At 39.0% G+C, this 17928-nt stretch carries 16 protein-coding genes; all 16 read right to left on the bottom strand.

The features are described from left to right. Positions 1-111: 111 nt before the first annotated feature. The 16 genes from M9H69_RS10030 to M9H69_RS10105 all read right to left on the bottom strand — a co-directional run bounded on the left by M9H69_RS10030 (position 112) and on the right by M9H69_RS10105 (position 17849). Positions 112-5991 (bottom strand): PBECR4 domain-containing protein, encoded by a 5880-nt coding sequence (locus M9H69_RS10030; RefSeq protein ID WP_250315546.1) that lies wholly within the window; start codon positions 5989-5991, stop codon positions 112-114. 11 nt (positions 5992-6002) lie between these two features. Next, positions 6003-6263, bottom strand: coding sequence for a hypothetical protein (locus M9H69_RS10035; protein ID WP_006155102.1), 261 nt, complete (start codon positions 6261-6263; stop codon positions 6003-6005). 118 nt (positions 6264-6381) lie between these two features. Further along, positions 6382-8751 carry a MobP2 family relaxase gene (gene mobP2 / locus M9H69_RS10040; protein ID WP_250315547.1) on the bottom strand — a complete coding sequence of 790 codons (2370 nt, stop codon included), beginning with the start codon at positions 8749-8751 and terminating at the stop codon, positions 6382-6384. Positions 8752-8769: 18 nt separating this feature from the next. Then, entirely contained in the window at positions 8770-9330 is a 561-nt protein-coding gene (locus M9H69_RS10045; RefSeq protein ID WP_250315548.1) for a hypothetical protein, read from the bottom strand. 10 nt (positions 9331-9340) lie between these two features. Next, complete coding sequence (locus M9H69_RS10050) at positions 9341-9790, bottom strand: hypothetical protein (RefSeq protein ID WP_001069605.1); 450 nt, start codon at positions 9788-9790, stop codon at positions 9341-9343. A gap of 10 nt (positions 9791-9800) precedes the next feature. Next, the gene (locus M9H69_RS10055) at positions 9801-10589 is read right to left on the bottom strand and encodes a DNA/RNA non-specific endonuclease (RefSeq protein WP_250315549.1); all 789 of its coding nucleotides are present in this window, start codon (positions 10587-10589) and stop codon (positions 9801-9803) included. A gap of 2 nt (positions 10590-10591) precedes the next feature. Continuing rightward, complete coding sequence (locus M9H69_RS10060) at positions 10592-10939, bottom strand: hypothetical protein (RefSeq protein ID WP_250315550.1); 348 nt, start codon at positions 10937-10939, stop codon at positions 10592-10594. Next, positions 10932-11249 (bottom strand): hypothetical protein, encoded by a 318-nt coding sequence (locus M9H69_RS10065; RefSeq protein WP_044021400.1) that lies wholly within the window; start codon positions 11247-11249, stop codon positions 10932-10934. Before M9H69_RS10065 ends, M9H69_RS10060 begins: the two co-directional genes overlap by 8 nt. 412 nt (positions 11250-11661) lie before the next feature. Next, entirely contained in the window at positions 11662-11949 is a 288-nt protein-coding gene (locus M9H69_RS10070) for a hypothetical protein (protein WP_216732928.1), read from the bottom strand. A gap of 33 nt (positions 11950-11982) precedes the next feature. Beyond that, positions 11983-12339, bottom strand: a complete 357-nt coding sequence (locus M9H69_RS10075; RefSeq protein ID WP_250315551.1) for a hypothetical protein — start codon at positions 12337-12339, stop codon at positions 11983-11985. A gap of 419 nt (positions 12340-12758) precedes the next feature. Further along, positions 12759-13769 carry a hypothetical protein gene (locus tag M9H69_RS10080; RefSeq protein ID WP_250315552.1) on the bottom strand — a complete coding sequence of 337 codons (1011 nt, stop codon included), beginning with the start codon at positions 13767-13769 and terminating at the stop codon, positions 12759-12761. Between the two features lies 1 nt (position 13770). Continuing rightward, the gene (locus tag M9H69_RS10085) at positions 13771-14244 is read right to left on the bottom strand and encodes a hypothetical protein (RefSeq protein ID WP_250315553.1); all 474 of its coding nucleotides are present in this window, start codon (positions 14242-14244) and stop codon (positions 13771-13773) included. A gap of 102 nt (positions 14245-14346) precedes the next feature. Beyond that, positions 14347-15957 carry a recombinase family protein gene (locus M9H69_RS10090; RefSeq protein WP_002605633.1) on the bottom strand — a complete coding sequence of 537 codons (1611 nt, stop codon included), beginning with the start codon at positions 15955-15957 and terminating at the stop codon, positions 14347-14349. A 100-nt stretch (positions 15958-16057) separates the two neighbouring features. Then, on the bottom strand, positions 16058-16240 hold the full coding sequence (locus M9H69_RS10095; RefSeq protein ID WP_002605634.1) for a transposon-encoded TnpW family protein: 183 nt from the start codon (positions 16238-16240) through the stop codon (positions 16058-16060). Next, positions 16237-17094 carry an ATP-binding protein gene (locus M9H69_RS10100; protein ID WP_002605635.1) on the bottom strand — a complete coding sequence of 286 codons (858 nt, stop codon included), beginning with the start codon at positions 17092-17094 and terminating at the stop codon, positions 16237-16239. The genes M9H69_RS10095 and M9H69_RS10100 overlap by 4 nt, the downstream gene beginning before the upstream one ends. Beyond that, entirely contained in the window at positions 17091-17849 is a 759-nt protein-coding gene (locus M9H69_RS10105) for a phage replisome organizer N-terminal domain-containing protein (protein ID WP_002605636.1), read from the bottom strand. Before M9H69_RS10105 ends, M9H69_RS10100 begins: the two co-directional genes overlap by 4 nt. Between the last annotated feature and the right edge of the window lie 79 nt (positions 17850-17928).

The following is a 17928-nucleotide window of genomic DNA, read 5'->3' on the forward strand; positions in this document are numbered from 1 at the left end:
ATATTTTGTAAAGGGACATTGACACAGAATAGAACGAGTTGGTATCAAAAAACAGCACATAAAGTTATATAACTTTTTACACAAAAAAGAGGCTCACAAAGAGCACTCTTTCTAGACTTTAAGCCCCTTATTTGGGCTTTGGATAAAATTTTGATTTTGTACCACCTGTCTGTTTAACTGGTAAGGCTTTGTATGTTGTTCAACACTTTTTACAATCTTAGATACTGTTCCATGAATCCGTTTCATAGATTGCGCTAGTTGTTGATCGTCAAGAGAGGTCAAATTATCAGTCCAAATTGCCATATAGCGAATGGCTTTCTCAGAGGTATCTAACCCAAAATGCTTAGAAACGAGATAACTTGTCATCTCAGCTTCAAGTTCTCTACGATCTTTTGAGACATCCTCCTTATACGAGTTAGCAAGTTTAGGATTATGTAGACTAGCATGCGCCAACTCATGAATGGTTGTTGCAACGACTTCTCCAGGAGTATTATCTGGATTCAAAAGTATTTTTTGTTCATCTGGATAAAAAGCTCCCTTCGCACTCCTCAACTCTTTTGCATCGTCTTGATAGATGGTTACACCGATACTATTTGCATAATCGGAAAGTCCTTCTAGCACTTCTTTAGTACGAACATGATCCATATTAAAATCATAATGACGATTTGGCATCGCTTTTGGATAAAATTCAGGCTTCAAGGTTGTTTGAGACAACTCAAATACCTTATACGTAGCGAATTTAGCTAAGCCAGTATTTGAATCTCTTTCATGGAAAAAGCGAGATTTCAATTTTCCTTCCTTCTTCAAAGCCTTTTCTTCAGGTGTCGCTTCAGAAAGTCTTTTATATTTTGGATTTCCTTTTCCATTTTTCACCTGATTCCCATTTTCATCCAATACAGGAATCATTTCAACCATCATAGGTCTAAACAAGGTAATATGCGATTTTTCTCCTGTCTTAACCGAAAGATTGTTATGAACAACTTCTCTTGTTCGACCTGTTTTTTTATTGGTATAGGTATTTCTAGTTTCAAATACCTGATCTGAAGTAATTCCAAGAACTTCCCCCATCGATTGCCATTGATTATAGGTTGCGACTGCATTCGCTCCTGGCCACTGTTCCTGAATCAAAGCGACATTTCTAGGTGAGAGTTCTGGAAACTTACTCATAAAATTCAGATACTCTTCTAACCGTTCTGGCGTTTCTGTGTACTCTCTCACTTTTTGAAAAGCAACCTCACTCAATTCATGAGGCGTTAAAGCAGCATAATCAATACTACTTGAATTTACTTCAGGAGTCTCCAAATCCGAAATAGGTTCCTCTTTCAGAATCTCCTCTACACGCTGAAGCAAATTAGTTTTAGTTTCTTGCTTAGAAGATTGAAAAGCTACCGTTTTTCTAGTGTCAGGAGTTTGACCTTCTCCTTCTTCTATCAATCGAGATGATTCATTTGCTTCCTGGGAAATTTCCTTATTCACCACTCTATTTTCCAGCTGAGAAAGAATTTCTTCATCCATCGATGCTAGTTCAGATTGACCGTTGAGTCGACGATAGCCTAACCCTAGCATTTGAGAAATTGGTGTAGTCTCATCTCCAATATCATAACGAATTCCCTCCTTAATCACTTCACCACCTGGAGCATAGACATCAAACTTAATTTTGGTAGGAGGGATATAGTCTTCAGTATTGCCTGCAGTTACTTGTTTCATTCCTTCTTGATGAATTGGATAAAAGTCCTGATTGGCCTTATATAGCTCCCTAGCGAAATCTTGATAAGATATCAGCTCTGTCTCTTTAAATGGCAATTTCGGCCCATCTGGGCGATCCTCAGACCATTGGAGACGTACATGGTAGTTTTCCTTATAAATATGGTCTTGTTGCCATTCTTTATAAAAATCTGAATTTGTATCTAGGAGATGATCTTCTCCAGCTGCTGTGACAATCTGATCAAATTCATCATTGTATTTCTTCGCATAGTCAAGATATTGATTCCAGGCTTGATGAAATTCGTCTGGCGTTTTTGAGATATCACTAGGCACACCTAAATTATAGACAGTATCTAAGACTTGAGTAAAGGTAGCTGAATCAAGTGAGGTTTTATTCAGTGTATTCTCTGGAGCTGGTGGTTCAGGTTCTTCAGAAACCTCCTCATACTGTTTATTTTTTAAGACAGATAACATTTCCTCGCCACCATCTTTAACATATTCCTCATTAATTGACAGTTGCTCAATGTGACCATCTCTTTCTCTATAGACACCGAGAATTGTGCCAGTATCTATATCTTCCAGTTGCTTACTTAAATCACCCTTCACTCTCATTAAAGATGCAGGGACATGAGTAAATTCCTTTTCTTTGAATAACAATAACAAATCAGTATCTTCTGGTCTAATTGCTTTTGAAAGATCCAGATTATTAAATTTCTTTACAGATGAAAGATCGTTAAACACAAAGGAGTCTGACTCTATCACCTCAGGTAATAAGTTCAAAACTTTTAGTTTATCCGACATTCCCTGCGCAAATTTTAAATCTTTGAAATGCCCTTTTCCAGCTGCAACATCTTCAACAAATGACTCAGACAAATGTTCTACCCACTCATTATATACAGGTGTTACTCCAGTTAAGTGCATCCAATTTTTCTTGTCAAATTTAACATTTAGAATTTGGAATTGCTTTTCTTCTGGATTCTTATAAACATAATGGATACTTGTCCCTGACATTTCTTTTAGATACCATTGAGCCGAGTCTCTCATTGCGTTTGCGTATAAATTTAACGTCCGCATGTTTTTTCTGAATATTTTATTTGACATTCGATCCTCATCGATGGTAAAATGAAGATGAACATTGGCAGGAAAATCAGGTTGAGAATTTTTCTCAACGGGCTGCGGTGCTGTCCCTGGAGTTTCCACTCCTAAAAAACTGGAATTGCGATTCAATAGTTCGCCCCCAGTGTTATTAGAAAGCTCTTGATTTTGATCATGAGCTTTTTTTGTAATCTCGTTTAAAAACTCTTCATCTTCTTTCAATCCACTATTGAAAGTCCAGTAATCTAGTTCAAAATAATTCGACTTTTTCAAGAAGTTCTCTAAGTCGTCAAAAACGTAGTTTTCTCGCAGTAACGCTTTATTTTCATCAAAAAGAGACTCCCAATCTTTAACAACAATGTATTTTAAACTATCATAACCCATTTGAGTAGCTAGAAACTCCGTTTTACCTGGTTCTGAATGGTATTTAAAAACAATATTATCTTCTTTCTGGCTAAGTGAACCATATTGGCGATAGCCAAACTGACCATCCTCAAATAAATAGAATTCAAGCTCACCGTCGCTTTGATAAACACGCCAATAATCGCTGTATAGCTCATCTTGTTTTAGAACAATCACTGGTCTAACTGGCTCCACTTCTTCTGAATCCTCCATTATCTTAATAGGATGAGTCTCAAGACGTGACATCAAGTTATCCAATAATTCTCGATTTAAAACCACTTCTCCCTCTTGTTCTTCCAAATAGTGGAACAATGTGTTTGGTGTTGTCACAAAACCATGGGCAAAGTCTCTTGTTCCCGATTCAATCAATGGATACTCCAGCATTCGCTCAACCGATTGTGATAGATTATCAAGGGTTCTTTCACCAAAATAAACGCCGAAACTGTCACTTGAGAGGCTTTCTATCTGCTTGTTGGTACTGTAGGCTGCTATAGCAAGTTCACCAATAAATCGGGTTGAAATATCTACTCCCAAAGTTCTCTGATGAGGTTTCAATGCTTGATACAAGGAATCTTGCTCAGGAGTCCCTTTTTTCTTGTATAAATCAATCGTTTGATCATCAATAGAGGTCAAAAGTGAATGAATGGGAGACAACACTTCCATTTTTTTATCGCTGAGATATTTTGTAGGATGGCTATTTCCTAACTTTGCAAAGACATCATACAGATAGAAATCTGGTGCAAATTCGATTGATAATTCTCCAGATTGAATCCGATTATTTAAACTCTTTGTTAATGCTTCATTTTCCCGTTTTACCTCTTCATAGCTCATCAATCTTCCAGCATTCTCCTCTGTAGTGGTAATAGATTCTTGATTATCTGGAGTTTGTTTTTCTTCAACCGTCTTATCTATACTAGTCGAATCAATGACGACTGTTTTTTTATTTTCTATCGAAAATGTGAGATTGTCCCAATTTTTTTCTAACCACCCTGCTTCGCCTTGATTTTTTTCAATAGGCTCTGGTTGTGGTGAGATTGATTTTTCCTGATTCGAGGGCGTTAATCCTACATTTTCTTGCCTTTGTTTGGCAAGTAATTCATCCACCTTCAGTCTTTCCTCATCTGTTTTCGGATGATACTTGATTTGTGAAGATAATTGAAACTCTCCTTCTTCAGTCAACTCCAGAGCAACTCTTCGTAACCCTTTTACAAAATACGTATTTGGTTGTTTTTGCCACTGGTTCACTAGCCCCTTATCAATTAAGGCTTGAGTTGCTGGTTGAATGCTCGTTTTACCCATTTGTTCAGATATGGCCTCAAGTCTAGTCAACTCTTCTTGATAGCGTTTGAGAGTAGCTTTGGTAAAGAACGACTCCCCACGTTTAGCCTTTTCTAACTCTTCACGGATTCTAGGTATATTTTGAACACTCATCTCCAGACCACTTCCCTGACGATTCAACCCCATTTCTTTCAAATGTTGTTGGTGCTCCAGGCGCTCTACTCGCTCTTCCTGTTGCCTAATCTCATCCATCTTTGAGAAGACTTGACCTTCTATTTGTTCTTGCCTACGCATAAAGCTAGCACCGCCTCGCTTATCATTCATAGGTTGCCCATTTGTCACTGCTTGGTGGGAATAAGCTCTTGAAATGGCCTCGTCTTGTTCACCCCTTAGTCTTTCCAATTTTCGACGTGCCTGGGCAAGACGACTGTTGTCAGGCTTTTCTTCCTGTTGATTCTTGAGAACATCATTCCAGTCCGTTTTATCTTGCCCTGGTCTTAGTTCTGGTAGATCCGAATTGATAACGGCTCCTTTTGCTTCCAATTCTTGAATGAATGTTCTACCTGCTTTATCATTATCTAAAGCTAGGGTGATTAAATCCGCATTTTTCCCATCTTCAAAAAAGTGATGATCAATAGCCACTTGAAGTCCATCTGCCATTTGTTCAGGTGTCCATCTTAGTGGTTGTCCTGAAATTTCAGCTTGAATTTGAGATAAATGACGGCCAATAGTCGATTCTTTCAAACCATCCATAGAAACTAATCTGACGTCCTGAAGACTATCTTTGTGCAATTCATAGTAGGACATTAAATCAATTGGACTCTCAGTAAAAATCAATCGTTTTGGACTGCCAATATCGACATGAATACCTGTCATAGGATCGGAGTTTTTCATAATCACTTTAGCATATCCATGTTTTGGCCACTTCTCCCAATTCTCCTGGATTCCTTGTAAAGAGGCTCCAACAACTTCACCTGAAGAAGAAAGGGATTTGAATACAATAACTGGCTCAATCGTATTTGTCGTAACTCCAGCAGTGCCTTCCGCAAAGTAGTCAAGTTTGGCGTTAGCTTGAGCTAAAACACCCTGTTCCAAAAAATAATCAATCGTTTCATCTGATAGACCACGTTGATTTCGTAAGTAGTCTCGTCCAGCTGATAACGGCTTCTCGTATTTCTCAAGATAGTATTTAAAATCTTCTTGAGGTCTTTCAACCATTTGAAATTCTTTAAATTTTCCATCGTTTAGAAAATCTACAGCTTGGTTAAATCCTACTTCCTTTATTGTCTCAACCAAAGAAATCACACCTCCACCTGTGTTTCTAGAAAACCATTTCCATAAATTTTTATCAGGTGAAATAACTAGGCTATCATGTTCTTTCCATCGATAGTCTCGTCCAGATCGAACCAGCTCCATCTGGAGCTCGTTTGCAACATCCAAAATATCTCTAGAACGTGCAAATTCAACACGTTCTCTACGAGTTTTCCCACGTCTTGATTCTTGTTCTGTCATATAAAATCTCCTTAAAATCCTTCATACTGTGGTTTATACGGCTCTTTCTCTGCTTGTAGAAACGTTTCTGGATCTAAGTGAACCAATTCCCCTACTGAAAAAGATTCAAATAGCTCAGAATTTTCCTTAAAATCTAGAACCATTTCTAAATCAGAATTTCTTCCTTGACCCTCAAAATGCACTTGCTTGTTATCAGCATTCATTGCCGTAATTAACCATTCAGCTGAGAAATCAAAGTCTTCAACTGCAACATCTGGAAATAATAGCTTCATTTTTCTTCTCCTTTCTCTTTTTATCCTTCTATTCTATTCAATAACCAAAAAATCCCAGTTAAAGGGACAATATAATTCCATTTTTCAACAAAAAAAGTCATTGCTTTTACAATGACTCTTATATACTGTGCCCCTTCTCCTCCAGATCTTGTCTCTCATCACTTCTCTCACGTTCCATGAGGGCTTTTTTATTTGCACGTTGGGCCCTTTGAAGAGAATTGGTCAAATTTCTCATAAAATCTGTATTGATGATTGCTTTACCTTGCGATTGTTGGACGTTTTTTCTTTGCAGATTCTTCCTTTCTTGCATTTTATGTGAAACAGCTTGAGCCAACTGACTTTTCTGATTACTTTCCTCCTCCGGCAATAATTTTTGATAGAGTGATTTGAGTTCAGAAAATCCTTTCGCATTCTCCTGTTTTAATTTTTTAATAGTCACTTGATCAGTCGTTTGTGAAATTTCTTTGTTTCGACTGTAAATCTGATGTTTCAGCTGAAAAATTGAGATATGGGTCTGTAGCTCTTCTATGTAGCTATCTTTCGTAACAGGATAGCCCTTTAGAATAGTCAGCACTCCTTCATCTTGAAGAGGTTGAACTGCCGCTAATTCTCCCTTCAAACGTTTGATAGGTGCTTGAATTGCTAATGAATCAGCCTTTTCTACTGAAAATGAAACACTATCTTCTAACTGGTTAGCAAGAGATTGTTTTAGAGATTGGTCTGCTTCACCTAGTTTATAATTTGGAGTCAGTTGCAATTCAGTCAGCTTCAGTCTTTGAAGAATCTCCTGCTTTTTCAATTCAACAAATGGCTTATCGGTTTCAAGTGGTTGAATTTGATCAAAAAGAGTTTTACGAACTAATAAACTACTCTGTTTTTCCTCCAATAAGCTCAATTTTAAAGCATAGCGGAATGTTCCTAACTCATTCCGCTCTCTTAATGATCGATCACTTTTCTTTTTAGCCGCTTCTACAAGATCTTTCAAATCAGCTGAAGAAAATAGCGACAAGTCTCTTAAACTAAGTTGCTTCTCCAGTAAGTCTTCTTTCATTTGACTCACATCATAAACTAATTCCCTAACATATTCAGGACGTCCCAAACCTGTTCCGTGTTTATCATAAGCAGTATAGACTGGTTTTGTGATTTCAATAGGTTTTGCTCCATCTTTCAAATCATAACCCAGTTTTTTCCAGGCATCTAGTGTTTTGATGACACTTGCGTTAGGATCCTGGGCTAAAATTAATTTTTGATTCTTTACTGAGAAATTGGCCAAATTTTTTTCCAGCCGAACGTCAGCTATTTCAGGAGCATTCTCACGAAATAGGTGCAAGATCTTATTTGCTAGTCGTTCTCTCAATTCCTTCTCTCGACTCGCTATTAATTGCTGCAGATGATAGCCTGCAGCCTCCTGTTGTGTTTTCTCAACACGACCATCAAGTTTCCGAATCTTTTCGTAGGTTGATTTTTTTCCAGCCGAATAAGCTCCTCTATAGGTTTCTAGGAAGTCCTTCGTTTCTTTCAGGAATTCTTGATAGAGCTCTTTCCCATCATTTTCTAAATAGGAATCCAGATAGCGATCAATGAAGAATTTACTGACTGCAAAATCTCTTGCATTTGAGCCATAGCGCCATTTTTTATCCATAGGCAAATGGTTGTAAGCCTGCTCCAAAAAATTTTTTTCAGCCGAAGAACGAACCTTCTGATCTCTAAATACAGAATTGATCAACTCACTTCTGATATTCGCCAAGATTTGTTCTCGTCGAACAATTATTCCTCTAGTCTGTTCATTCAACAGACCATGAAAAACATCACTTTTAAAACGCTCAATGGTTTTCTGGGAAAAGTTACCTCTATATTCCATTCTTCCACGAGGTCGATAGAAAAATTTATCTCTTGCAGATTCAACTTCAGATAAACCAAAATGCACATGAATATTGTCCGTGTTCAAGTGAATGTTAGCCCACCAAAATGATGAATCAGATAAGCCTTCTTTTTCAATCAACCTTGGCAATGCTTCACGTATGACAGACTTGATAGCTTGCTGATCGACTTTCCCAGTTTCCAGATCATATAATCCCTCCTTAGCCAAAAAATCATTATCAAAAGAGATAACACCCTGCCATAGAAGAGAGCCATTTTGATAAGCCTGTTCTAACTTACTTTTCAATTCAGTTACTTTGCTACGCTGCAAGTAATTGGCCTCTTTTGTAAAAATAGCTGTCATCTCTTCATTTTGATTTTCAGTAGCATAAGAGCGATTCATATAATTGATGTATTCCTGGAAATTAAGTTTTGTTTCTGGAACCTCAGCTTGGATTTTTTGTAGTTCATCTTCAGTTAGAGATTCAATATTTTGTCTGTGTGTTTCTAAATTTAATTCATTATCAACCTCAACAGCTTCGTCTCTATTGGTGTAGTCTACAAAGCCACTATTTGCTTCAGTGTATTGCAGCATGAAAGTAATACTTGGACTAGAAGATACGTTCATTATTTTCCTCTCTTTGAATTAAAATAATCCATTTTTCCTTAAAAGAGCGTAGTCTTTTAATAACGGTTGTAATTCTTCAGGTTCAACTTGAAAATCATTAATCCACCGTCCTGATTGAGAAATATGTAATTCTTTTTGCTCTTCAACAAATTGCATGGGTATCAATAAAATATTTGGTTTTTCTAACTCTGAACCACTTTCTCGTTCTAAAAAGGCGACAATAAAATCTTGATTCCCTTTTGTCCTAAATTGCCAGTGATGGGAGTTCCCATTTTTCCTTTTATATAATGAGCTATATTTTACATCAATCGTTAGACCATCTAGCCAAAAATCATATACTGGATTATTTTTCTTGAAATACTTATTCGCATCCGTTGCATCTGGAACATACTTTTGAAAAAGCTCCTCGGCCATTCCCCCGAGTTTAGCTGTCCTAGAACCATATTGAATTTTATCTTGAATTTTCAGGCAACCGCTCTTAATCAATTTCAAATGAGCTATATGAGTAGGCAGCCCTGACTGTCTCACCGCTTCATGAAAATCTCCTGTTTCTAAATAGATCTTAACAACATCTACCATTTACTATACCTCAATGAGAATGTTTAATTGTTTGACCACGTGCAACATCTTCTTGAATAACATCGTTAATCCGTGCCATTAATTCATGCTGTGTAGGATCCAGTCGTGAATGAATAGATTCCAAATCTTGAACATCAAAATCATCTTTCGTAATAGCATGAAAGTTGGTTAGTGTTAAATAGAGAATTTGATCAAGTTGACGATGAATTGCCTTGTTGTCATTTCCAGAATCAAAGGCATCCCCCAAATTTTTTTCCAGCTGAGTCAGTCGCTCATAGAAATTTTTTCCTTCTCCTAATTCAATAAAGAGTTTATAAAAAACTTCAATCAAAGTGACAAGCGTTGCTGAATTATTTCGATATTGTTTCTGCAAAGCAGACGATTCTTTCAAGTAGGATTTTATTTCCTTAAATTTTTCATGTGTTTCTTCGCTAAAATATAAGCTAAGTCTTGGATTCATTTTTCCCTCCTCAATTTTTCTGAGATGATCCTGTCAAATAATTGATTTTATATCCTGGTTGAATATTAAAGATATATACATCAAATGAGATCTCATCATCTTCAATGCTCTGTGCTTCCATACGAACTCCTCTAGCAACTAATTCCACATTTCTAAATATAGGAGTTACTCGATAGCGAACATGGTGGTTCGTATTTTTTATGTAGTTAGCAATTTTATTTTCATAGTAAACCATTGATAATTGTTCGTCTTCAAAATTTGCATTTAAAGCACGTGTACCTGTAAATAAATTTTTAGCATTCGCATTCTCTCCACTTAATTGAAAACCGATTAAGTGAGAACGATTATATAAATAATCTTCTTTCCCGTTGAAAATTATTTTTTTATTTTTCCATCCTGTGGGTGTGATAGACGAAATAGATTCTCTATCTTCAGTTGGCATCAAATCTTTTCCCAACATCGCTTCAGCAATTCCTACACGATTTAAAAAATCTAGATCAGAATATTTTTCCCAGCTGCCACTTTCTAAACTCAATTCGCTTTTTGTAAATTGTGATTTTTCATTGACGATAATCACTTGATTTTTTCCGTCATACTCCTTCGATTTCAAATCATCATTTTTCAGAGTAGAATTCAAATTTGAGTTGGGATTTTTTTCTTCAGCTGAATCGGCTATATTCAATTGATTCGGGATATCATTTTGTGTCAAGCCAGATTTGATAGCATTAAAATTGTTGGGTTGTACGATAAAGATGGCAAGAAAAATGAGAATGATGAACAGAGATTTATTCTTCTTCATTTTCAAACACCACCTGACCGTCGTTCAGCTTCAAGTGCAGATACATCATCCATAAAATGTAACCAATTTGTGGTTAGTTCATTTACAATATCTTGTTTAACATTTAAAGCAGAAAGAGAAATTTCATTCTTCAACATCAATTCTAAAATCTGACTTTGTTGTTTTTTGATATCGGACAATGTTTCCGAAAATTGATTATCGTACAAATTCAATCCGTCATTCATTACGATATTTTGAACTTGCGACAACATAAATTCATTAAAGCTTGGATAGTTATATTTTTTTGAAATAGCCTGAAGTTGTTCAAACATATCGTCGGGAACATTTCGAATTAAAAAATTTTTAGTCATCACTTTCCACCTCTCCTTCATACTCTAACCAGCGTGAAATATGATCACCATAGCAATCCATTTTTTCTTCAAATTCAGATAGTATCCTTGTCTGTTTTTTCATTTGTTCCAGAACATGGTCAGAAGCTAATTTCATATTTTCTAAATGAGCCACATACAAATCTTGAGCACGATTAAATTTTCCGTACTCAATTTTTTCACGACAGATTGAGAGCAGAAAATCATTTAATGATTTGGCTTTATTTTTTTTTGCAAGAGCTTTTAGATAGCTAACCTCTTCCTGTGTTAATCCTCTAATGAGAAGGTTCATCTGTATCCTCCATCTTATTATTTATTGTCCTAAAAGCAGGACTTCTTTTTTCTTTTGTCGAAGCAAAAGCAAAAAGAAGCAAAAAAGAAAACTTCAACCTCGCAACATCACGAACCGATTCGGTTCTATTTTTGCGGTTTTTCAACACACTAACACACACAGAGGGACTAAGGTCCTTTTTAGGTGTGTTGTGGTAGAAAAGAGCATAAGGGAAACTGATATCACGTGCCGTGATATGTTGATAGTATCAACGTTTCCAATGATATCAATTTTCTCGGTTTCACCTACTTACACACACATGCTATACTTACCTTTACACACTTTATAGGTGTTATACTTACACTGTATTTCTTCTTTACATACTTTTACTTACACCGTTTTTGACTTCGTTTAGAAGTTCAAAACTCAAAGATTAAGACTGATCTTCAGCTGGAAAGTTTCCTTCTTCACGATTTTTCTTCGCTGCTAAACGTTGTTCTTTTTCATCTTCTTTGATGAGGTTTAATTCCATTTTTAACTCTTCAAAAATTGATTCATACGACTGATTTTTATTTTTCTTCAATTGAATTTGAACATAAATTTTACCAATTTGTTTTTGAAGATTCTCTTCTGCTTCTTTACGTTCCTGTTCCAAAAGGGCAACTCTTTTCTTTGCCTCTTCTAGTTGATTATCAATTTTTTTTAAATCATTTTTGGCCATGATTACTTCTCCTTTTTTCTAATTTCGTATTTCTTATTTCCTTAATTTATTTCCTGCAAAGCTGGTAATTTTTTCTTTTATAATTTGGAAGTTGCTCCACAAATCGCCATCTAATTTTTTCAAATCAATCACATAAACTTCATGATCATTTTTCTTGATGGTTAGTGTGAAAGAACGTTCATCAATTTTAATTTCCTGTAGAACGAGGTACATTGAAGAAAACATTTCTCCTTTATACCCTGGATCACTATGATAGGTTATTCCATATTCATCAATATCCAGCGCAACCCATTTTTGTTTTCTAAGCAAACCTTTTGTACTTGTGAATACAGTACGATGCTTTCTAACTGGTTGATTCTCCCTTGGTGCTAATTTAAGTTGTTCTTTCATTTTTCTGCCTTTCTTTTTTTTGATTGATTCTAGTATAAAAGATAACTAAAAAAAATTTTTTAAAGGGACAAACATAAAAAATAAACCCCCTTAATTCAAAAATTAAGGAGATTCATTCTCTTTATTCACTATCGTTCATCTTATCCCACAAGGGTTGGAACCAAATAGAGCTTAACAATGGACGATATAATATCTTTGTCAAAATTGTAGAAATTAAAATACTAAACCATAGTACACTCATGGTATCGTAATAATAAAGAATTGTAGAAGAGTTAAGATTTACAAACCACTGATAAGTAAGAAAGGCCGACACAGTAAGTAAAATATATAGAGTGAAGCAACAATCAATCATTATAAAAAACATTACATGGTAAAGCTTTTTAAAACTTTTCTTTGATTTCATTTTATTTTACCTCACTTTAATTCATTTCTACAGTTTCAATAGGGTTTGAAAATTCAAATGTTCCATCTTTGACTGCCTGTTTTTTCTTGTCCAAAGACTCCAATTTAGCCTTCAACTTTTCAATGTTTTTATAGGCTGTTTCGATGGTTCTATTCTTCGTTTCGATGTTTGTATCCAGAGTAGCAATATTCTTTTGATTGGCTTCGAGATCATCACCTGTTAGATATTTTGCTTCTGCTTGAAGACTCGCTTTTCGTGAGTTATCATCTTCAATAGATTCCTTCAATTGAGAAATTGATGTTGTCAATTTTTGAGACTGTTCATTCTGGAAATTGATCTCTTTTTCGATTTCCTGAAGAGTAAATTCTTCTCTGGAGACAACTTCAATAGCTTTGATTTCAAGCTGAGGATTTTGAGGGGTTACAAAGAATTGTACAGTGTCCTCTTCTCCAGATTTCTTCTGAGAAACCTTTTTAGAATCACTGGATGGCGATGAAATATTCACATCAATTGAGCTAGAAGAGACTGTCTGATTCGTCACATCGATCGCAAATGCACCAAAGTTTTTCGGAACTCCTTTAATAATAACTGATACTTTATTATCAATGATTGGCACAACATCCATCTCTATTTTTGAGTCTTTATGTTGCGCATAGAGTTTCCATTTCAATCGTCTGGCATCAATGCCCCGATCTATCGAAGTCGTAGCATCTTTCGTCTCAAATTGTAAAACGATAATTCCAGTATCTGGTGAATATTCCTGGCTGACCAGTTTCATCTCACCGCTGCCATTCGCAAAAACTTGCTTTGTTTTGAGTTGTTCTGAAGTATAGGTTTGTCTTTGTGGTGAGAAAATAGCTCCCATCAAAAGACTTAACCAGGTCACAAACAACATTGAAAAAATGACTAGTTTTCTCTTAATAATATTCTCTTGAAACCAAACTTTAGTCTTAATAAATGGCTTCAAAATTGGGCTAGATTTTATCTTTTCAATCCAGCGTTTGAATATTTCAATTAAAGTAGACATTTTATTTCTCCTTCCTGATTTTTTCATAAAACTGATTTGTTAAAGAGGTTATATTCGTCTTTTTTTCAGTAACCCACATTCCATATAAAGATAAAGAAAAAACTATAATAGCTACACAAATAGTTGCAAACATATCTCTCATTAACTCGACACTTCCAAAATAAAATGATTCAAAGACTGTCATAAAAGAAACTTCTTTTACTCCTACTAATTTAAGAAAAGTTGGACTCATATTAACTAAATTTACAATTACATACGCATTAAATCCTAAAAAGAGATTTACTGATACTAAAACTAGCGAAATAAAACCAGATACACCTCCTAAAATTGCAAGAACTCGATACTTCACATTTGTTGCAAACAACATATCAAAAGTTGATACATCGTCGAAACTTTTTTGTTCACTCGATTGTTCATTCGATAATATATATTTTTTTATACCTCTCAAATGTTTGTTAGCTCTTTTCTGCTTCAAACTAGATGATTTTGCTGATGTGTGATAAAGAAGTAGTAGAAGTGTAAAAAATTTTGCCGTTCCTATCCGGCGTTTGCGCATTGCGCCGGATAGGTCGGGCGGTCATTCGGGCAGGTCTACCTTGCCAACGAAAGAGTAATAAATATCAATGTCCTGTCTGCGTGTGCCGTTCTCGTCATAGCTGCACTCATGCACAACGATTTTCTCCACAAACTCACGCAAAAGGGTAGGGGTAAGTTCTTCAAAGCTGGTGTACTTGCGGACAACATTCATAAACTTTTCTGCGTTTACCGTGGCTTCCTGCGCTTTGGAAAGCTCTGCCCGGATAGCGGCGGCTCTCTCTTTCAGTTCTTTCTGCTCGGCTTCATAGTCTGCCGACAGCTCCGTGAAACGCTCGTCTGAAATGCGCCCGGTCACGCTGTCCTCATACAGCCGCTTGAAGATAGCGGATAACTCGCTGATACGCTTCTCGGCGGCTTCCAGCTCCTTTTTCCTTGCGGCGTTCCTGCGCTTGCCCCCGTCCTCGTTCTGCTCGATCAGCAGCTTCATAAACCGGGCTTCGTGCTTCGCTGCATAGCTGGTGACTTTCCGCAGATTGTCGGTCACTCCGGCGGTCAACAGGTCGGTGCGGATAAAGTGCGCCGTACAGTCACGGGTACGCTTCTTGTAGCTCCCGCAGATATAACAATCCTGCTTGCGGGTGGCGTTCTGGTAACGCTGCTGGTAAAGGACGCTGCCGCAGTCGGCACAAAAGAGTATGCCGGAGAATAAGCCCACTTCATCATAGCGGTTCGGGCGTTTGCGCTGCTTGCGTAACTCCTGCACACGCTCCCACATCTGGGTGTCAATGATAGGCTCATGGTGGTTCTCGAAAATCGCCTGTTTCTCAATGGGGTTCTCTACGCTGTGCTTGGTCTTGTAGGACGGCTTCTCCGTCTTGAAGTTTACCAGACAGCCCGTGTACTCCCTGTTTTCAAGGATATGTACCACGGTATTGGTCGCCCACTTGCACTCATAGCCGGGGTGGTAGCGGCGGGTGCTTCCCGTCCGACGGTATTCCAGCGTTCCCGGCGTGGGGATCTCCTGCTCTGTGAGCATACGGGCTATCTTGGTCGGCCCGTTCCCGGCAAGGCACAAGCTGTAAATCTGCCGCACAACAGGGGCGGCTTCCCCGTCAATGATAAAATTTTCGTCCTCGTCCATAAAGTAGCCGTATACGGGTTTGCTCGTGACGGGCTTCCCGCTCATACCCTTAGACCGTTTTACTGCTTTGATTTTCTTGCTCGTATCTCTCACCAGCCATTCGTTAAAAATGTTCCGCAGAGGGGCAAAATCATTGTCGCCCTGTGCGCTGTCCACTCCGTCATTGATAGCGATAAAGCGGACGCCTTTCTGTGGGAAAATCATTTCCGTATACATTCCCACTTGCAGATAGTTTCGCCCTAACCGTGACATATCCTTGACGATAACGGTGCCGACTTTTCCGGCTTCAATGTCCGCAAGCATGGCTTGAAAACCGGGTCTTTGGAAGTTCGCCCCAGAATAACCGTCATCTGTGTACCATTGCAGATTGGAAAAGCCGTTCTGCTTCGCATAGGTTTCAAGAATACGCTTCTGGTTTGAAATAGAATTGCTCTCACCTTGCAGCTCGTCCTCGTGGGATAATCTCGGATAAAGGGCGGTAATAAGGTTTCGGGTGGTCTGTCTTAACATAGTGTCCTCCATTTCCGACAGCCAGCCCCACTATTCCGTATGACTATCATACCACACGCCGGGGCTGGCTGTACAGTCCTTTCTGCTTCTTTACGTCCCGTCAAATTGCCGATTTTTGTGTAGCAGCTTCCGCTTCCAGCACTTTCAGCATTTTATCGGCGGCGGTGGCGGTGGTGTCCTGCTTGAAATAGCCGGAAACGACAAGGACAGAATTACCTATGCGGATTTCCGTCACGCAATCCGGGCGGCGGGTGCTGCGGTCATTCTTTGGGGTGTTGGTCATAGGCGGCTCTCCTTTCTGTTCATCAGCTTTTTCAGTTGTCCCATTTTCTCCTGCGCCGTGGCTTTTCGGAAGTTGCTCCCGGTAAAGCGGACAGGAGAACACATTTCAATCAGACGGTCATAAATGCGGGCGTGGGCGGTGTCCTCCGGGTGCTGCAAGTCCTCCAGCGTGAGATTAGTCGTGACGATCAGCGGCCTGCCGCTGCGGTAACGGCTGTCAATCACGTTGTAGACCTGCTCTAAGCCGTATTCCGTTCCCCGTTCCATTCCAAAATCGTCAAGGATAAGCAGCGGGAAGCTGCAAAGTCGGGAGATATATTCATTCCTGCCCTCAAAGCTGGCGGCAAGGTCACCCAATATCAATGCAAAGTTTGTCATGCACACGGGGATTTCACGCTCCATAAGGGCATTTGCGATACAGCCCGCAAAATAGCTCTTGCCTGTGCCAACGCCGCCCCATAGCAGATAGCCAATGTTGCGCTCTTTCATGGTTTCCCAGTTCTCCACATAGAAATGGGCGTGTTCCATTTGCGGGCACTTGCCGTTGTCGTTCTCAAACGTCCAGCCCTGCATAGCCGGGTCTGTAAAGCCCCGCCGCTTCAACCGCTCGACAGTTTCAAGGTGACTGCGCTGTTTCTCTGCGGCTTCCCGTTCCTCACGCTCTGCCCGCTGGCAGTCACATTCTGCCGGGTGGCGGTCACGCCCCAGCCATGCGGCGGTTTCTTTGGGGAAATAGCCCTCTTTGGGCTTGTGGCACTTCCCGCAGTATAAAAGCCCGTCCTCGCCGGTGTAGTCCTCCGGCTCCGGCGTGGTGTCGGTCATATTCAAAATCATTTCATCAAATCCATTCGTCATAAGCTCTCGCCCTCCTTACAGGTATAATCGGGTATGCCCTTTTTCGGGGCTTTCTTGGCTGCGTCCTCCTGCGCCCACTTGAAAATCGTGGCTGCATGGCTCTTGTATTTCCTCCCGCTGGAAGCGATATGGCAGGATAGGCGGTCAATGTAATACTCCCACTTGCCGGGAAGCTCTGTTTTCAGCCCGTCAAGCTCCGTATCGGAAAGAATGACATTGTGGTATCTGCCATAGGCGGCGGGGGCGGGGTGTCCCGTTTCTAACTCTCTCTCTTTTTCTATTTCTATATCTATCTCTTTCTCTATCTCTATCTCTGGTGGACAAATGTCCGCTCGATATGGTGGACATTTGTCCGCCCCTGTCTGCGGCAGGGCTTTTTGTTCCTGCAAAGCCAGCCGCGCCCTGCGCTTGCGCTCCCCCTCGGTAGAGGACTGGCCGATTAAAAGCTCAATGTTGCTCATGTAGAGTGCGCCGCTTGGCAAAGGCTCCACAAGCCCCAGCTTCATAAAGATTTTCAAAGCTCTCTCTACGGTACCTACCTGCTGGCGGGTAATGGTCGCAATCATCTGGGCGGTGTAGGGGATATTCTCGTCAAGCTGCAATTTCCCGCCGTTTTTCAGCGATTTCAAGTACAGCTTCAAGAGAATGTTGGAATAGATAACGCCGTCCTGCATACTTTCCAGCAGAACGATTGCATCATCGTCAAAATAGCTCTCTTTCAGCTTGAGGTAGTAATATTTGCGGTTATCTGCCATAGGCTGCGTCCTCCTTTTTCCAGCGTTTGGAATAATAGCGAGGGCATAGTATGATAACCGCCCGGAAGCTCTGTTTGCA

It is taken from the genome of Streptococcus oralis (assembly GCF_023611505.1).
In the GTDB taxonomy this organism is placed as follows: domain Bacteria; phylum Bacillota; class Bacilli; order Lactobacillales; family Streptococcaceae; genus Streptococcus; species Streptococcus oralis_CT.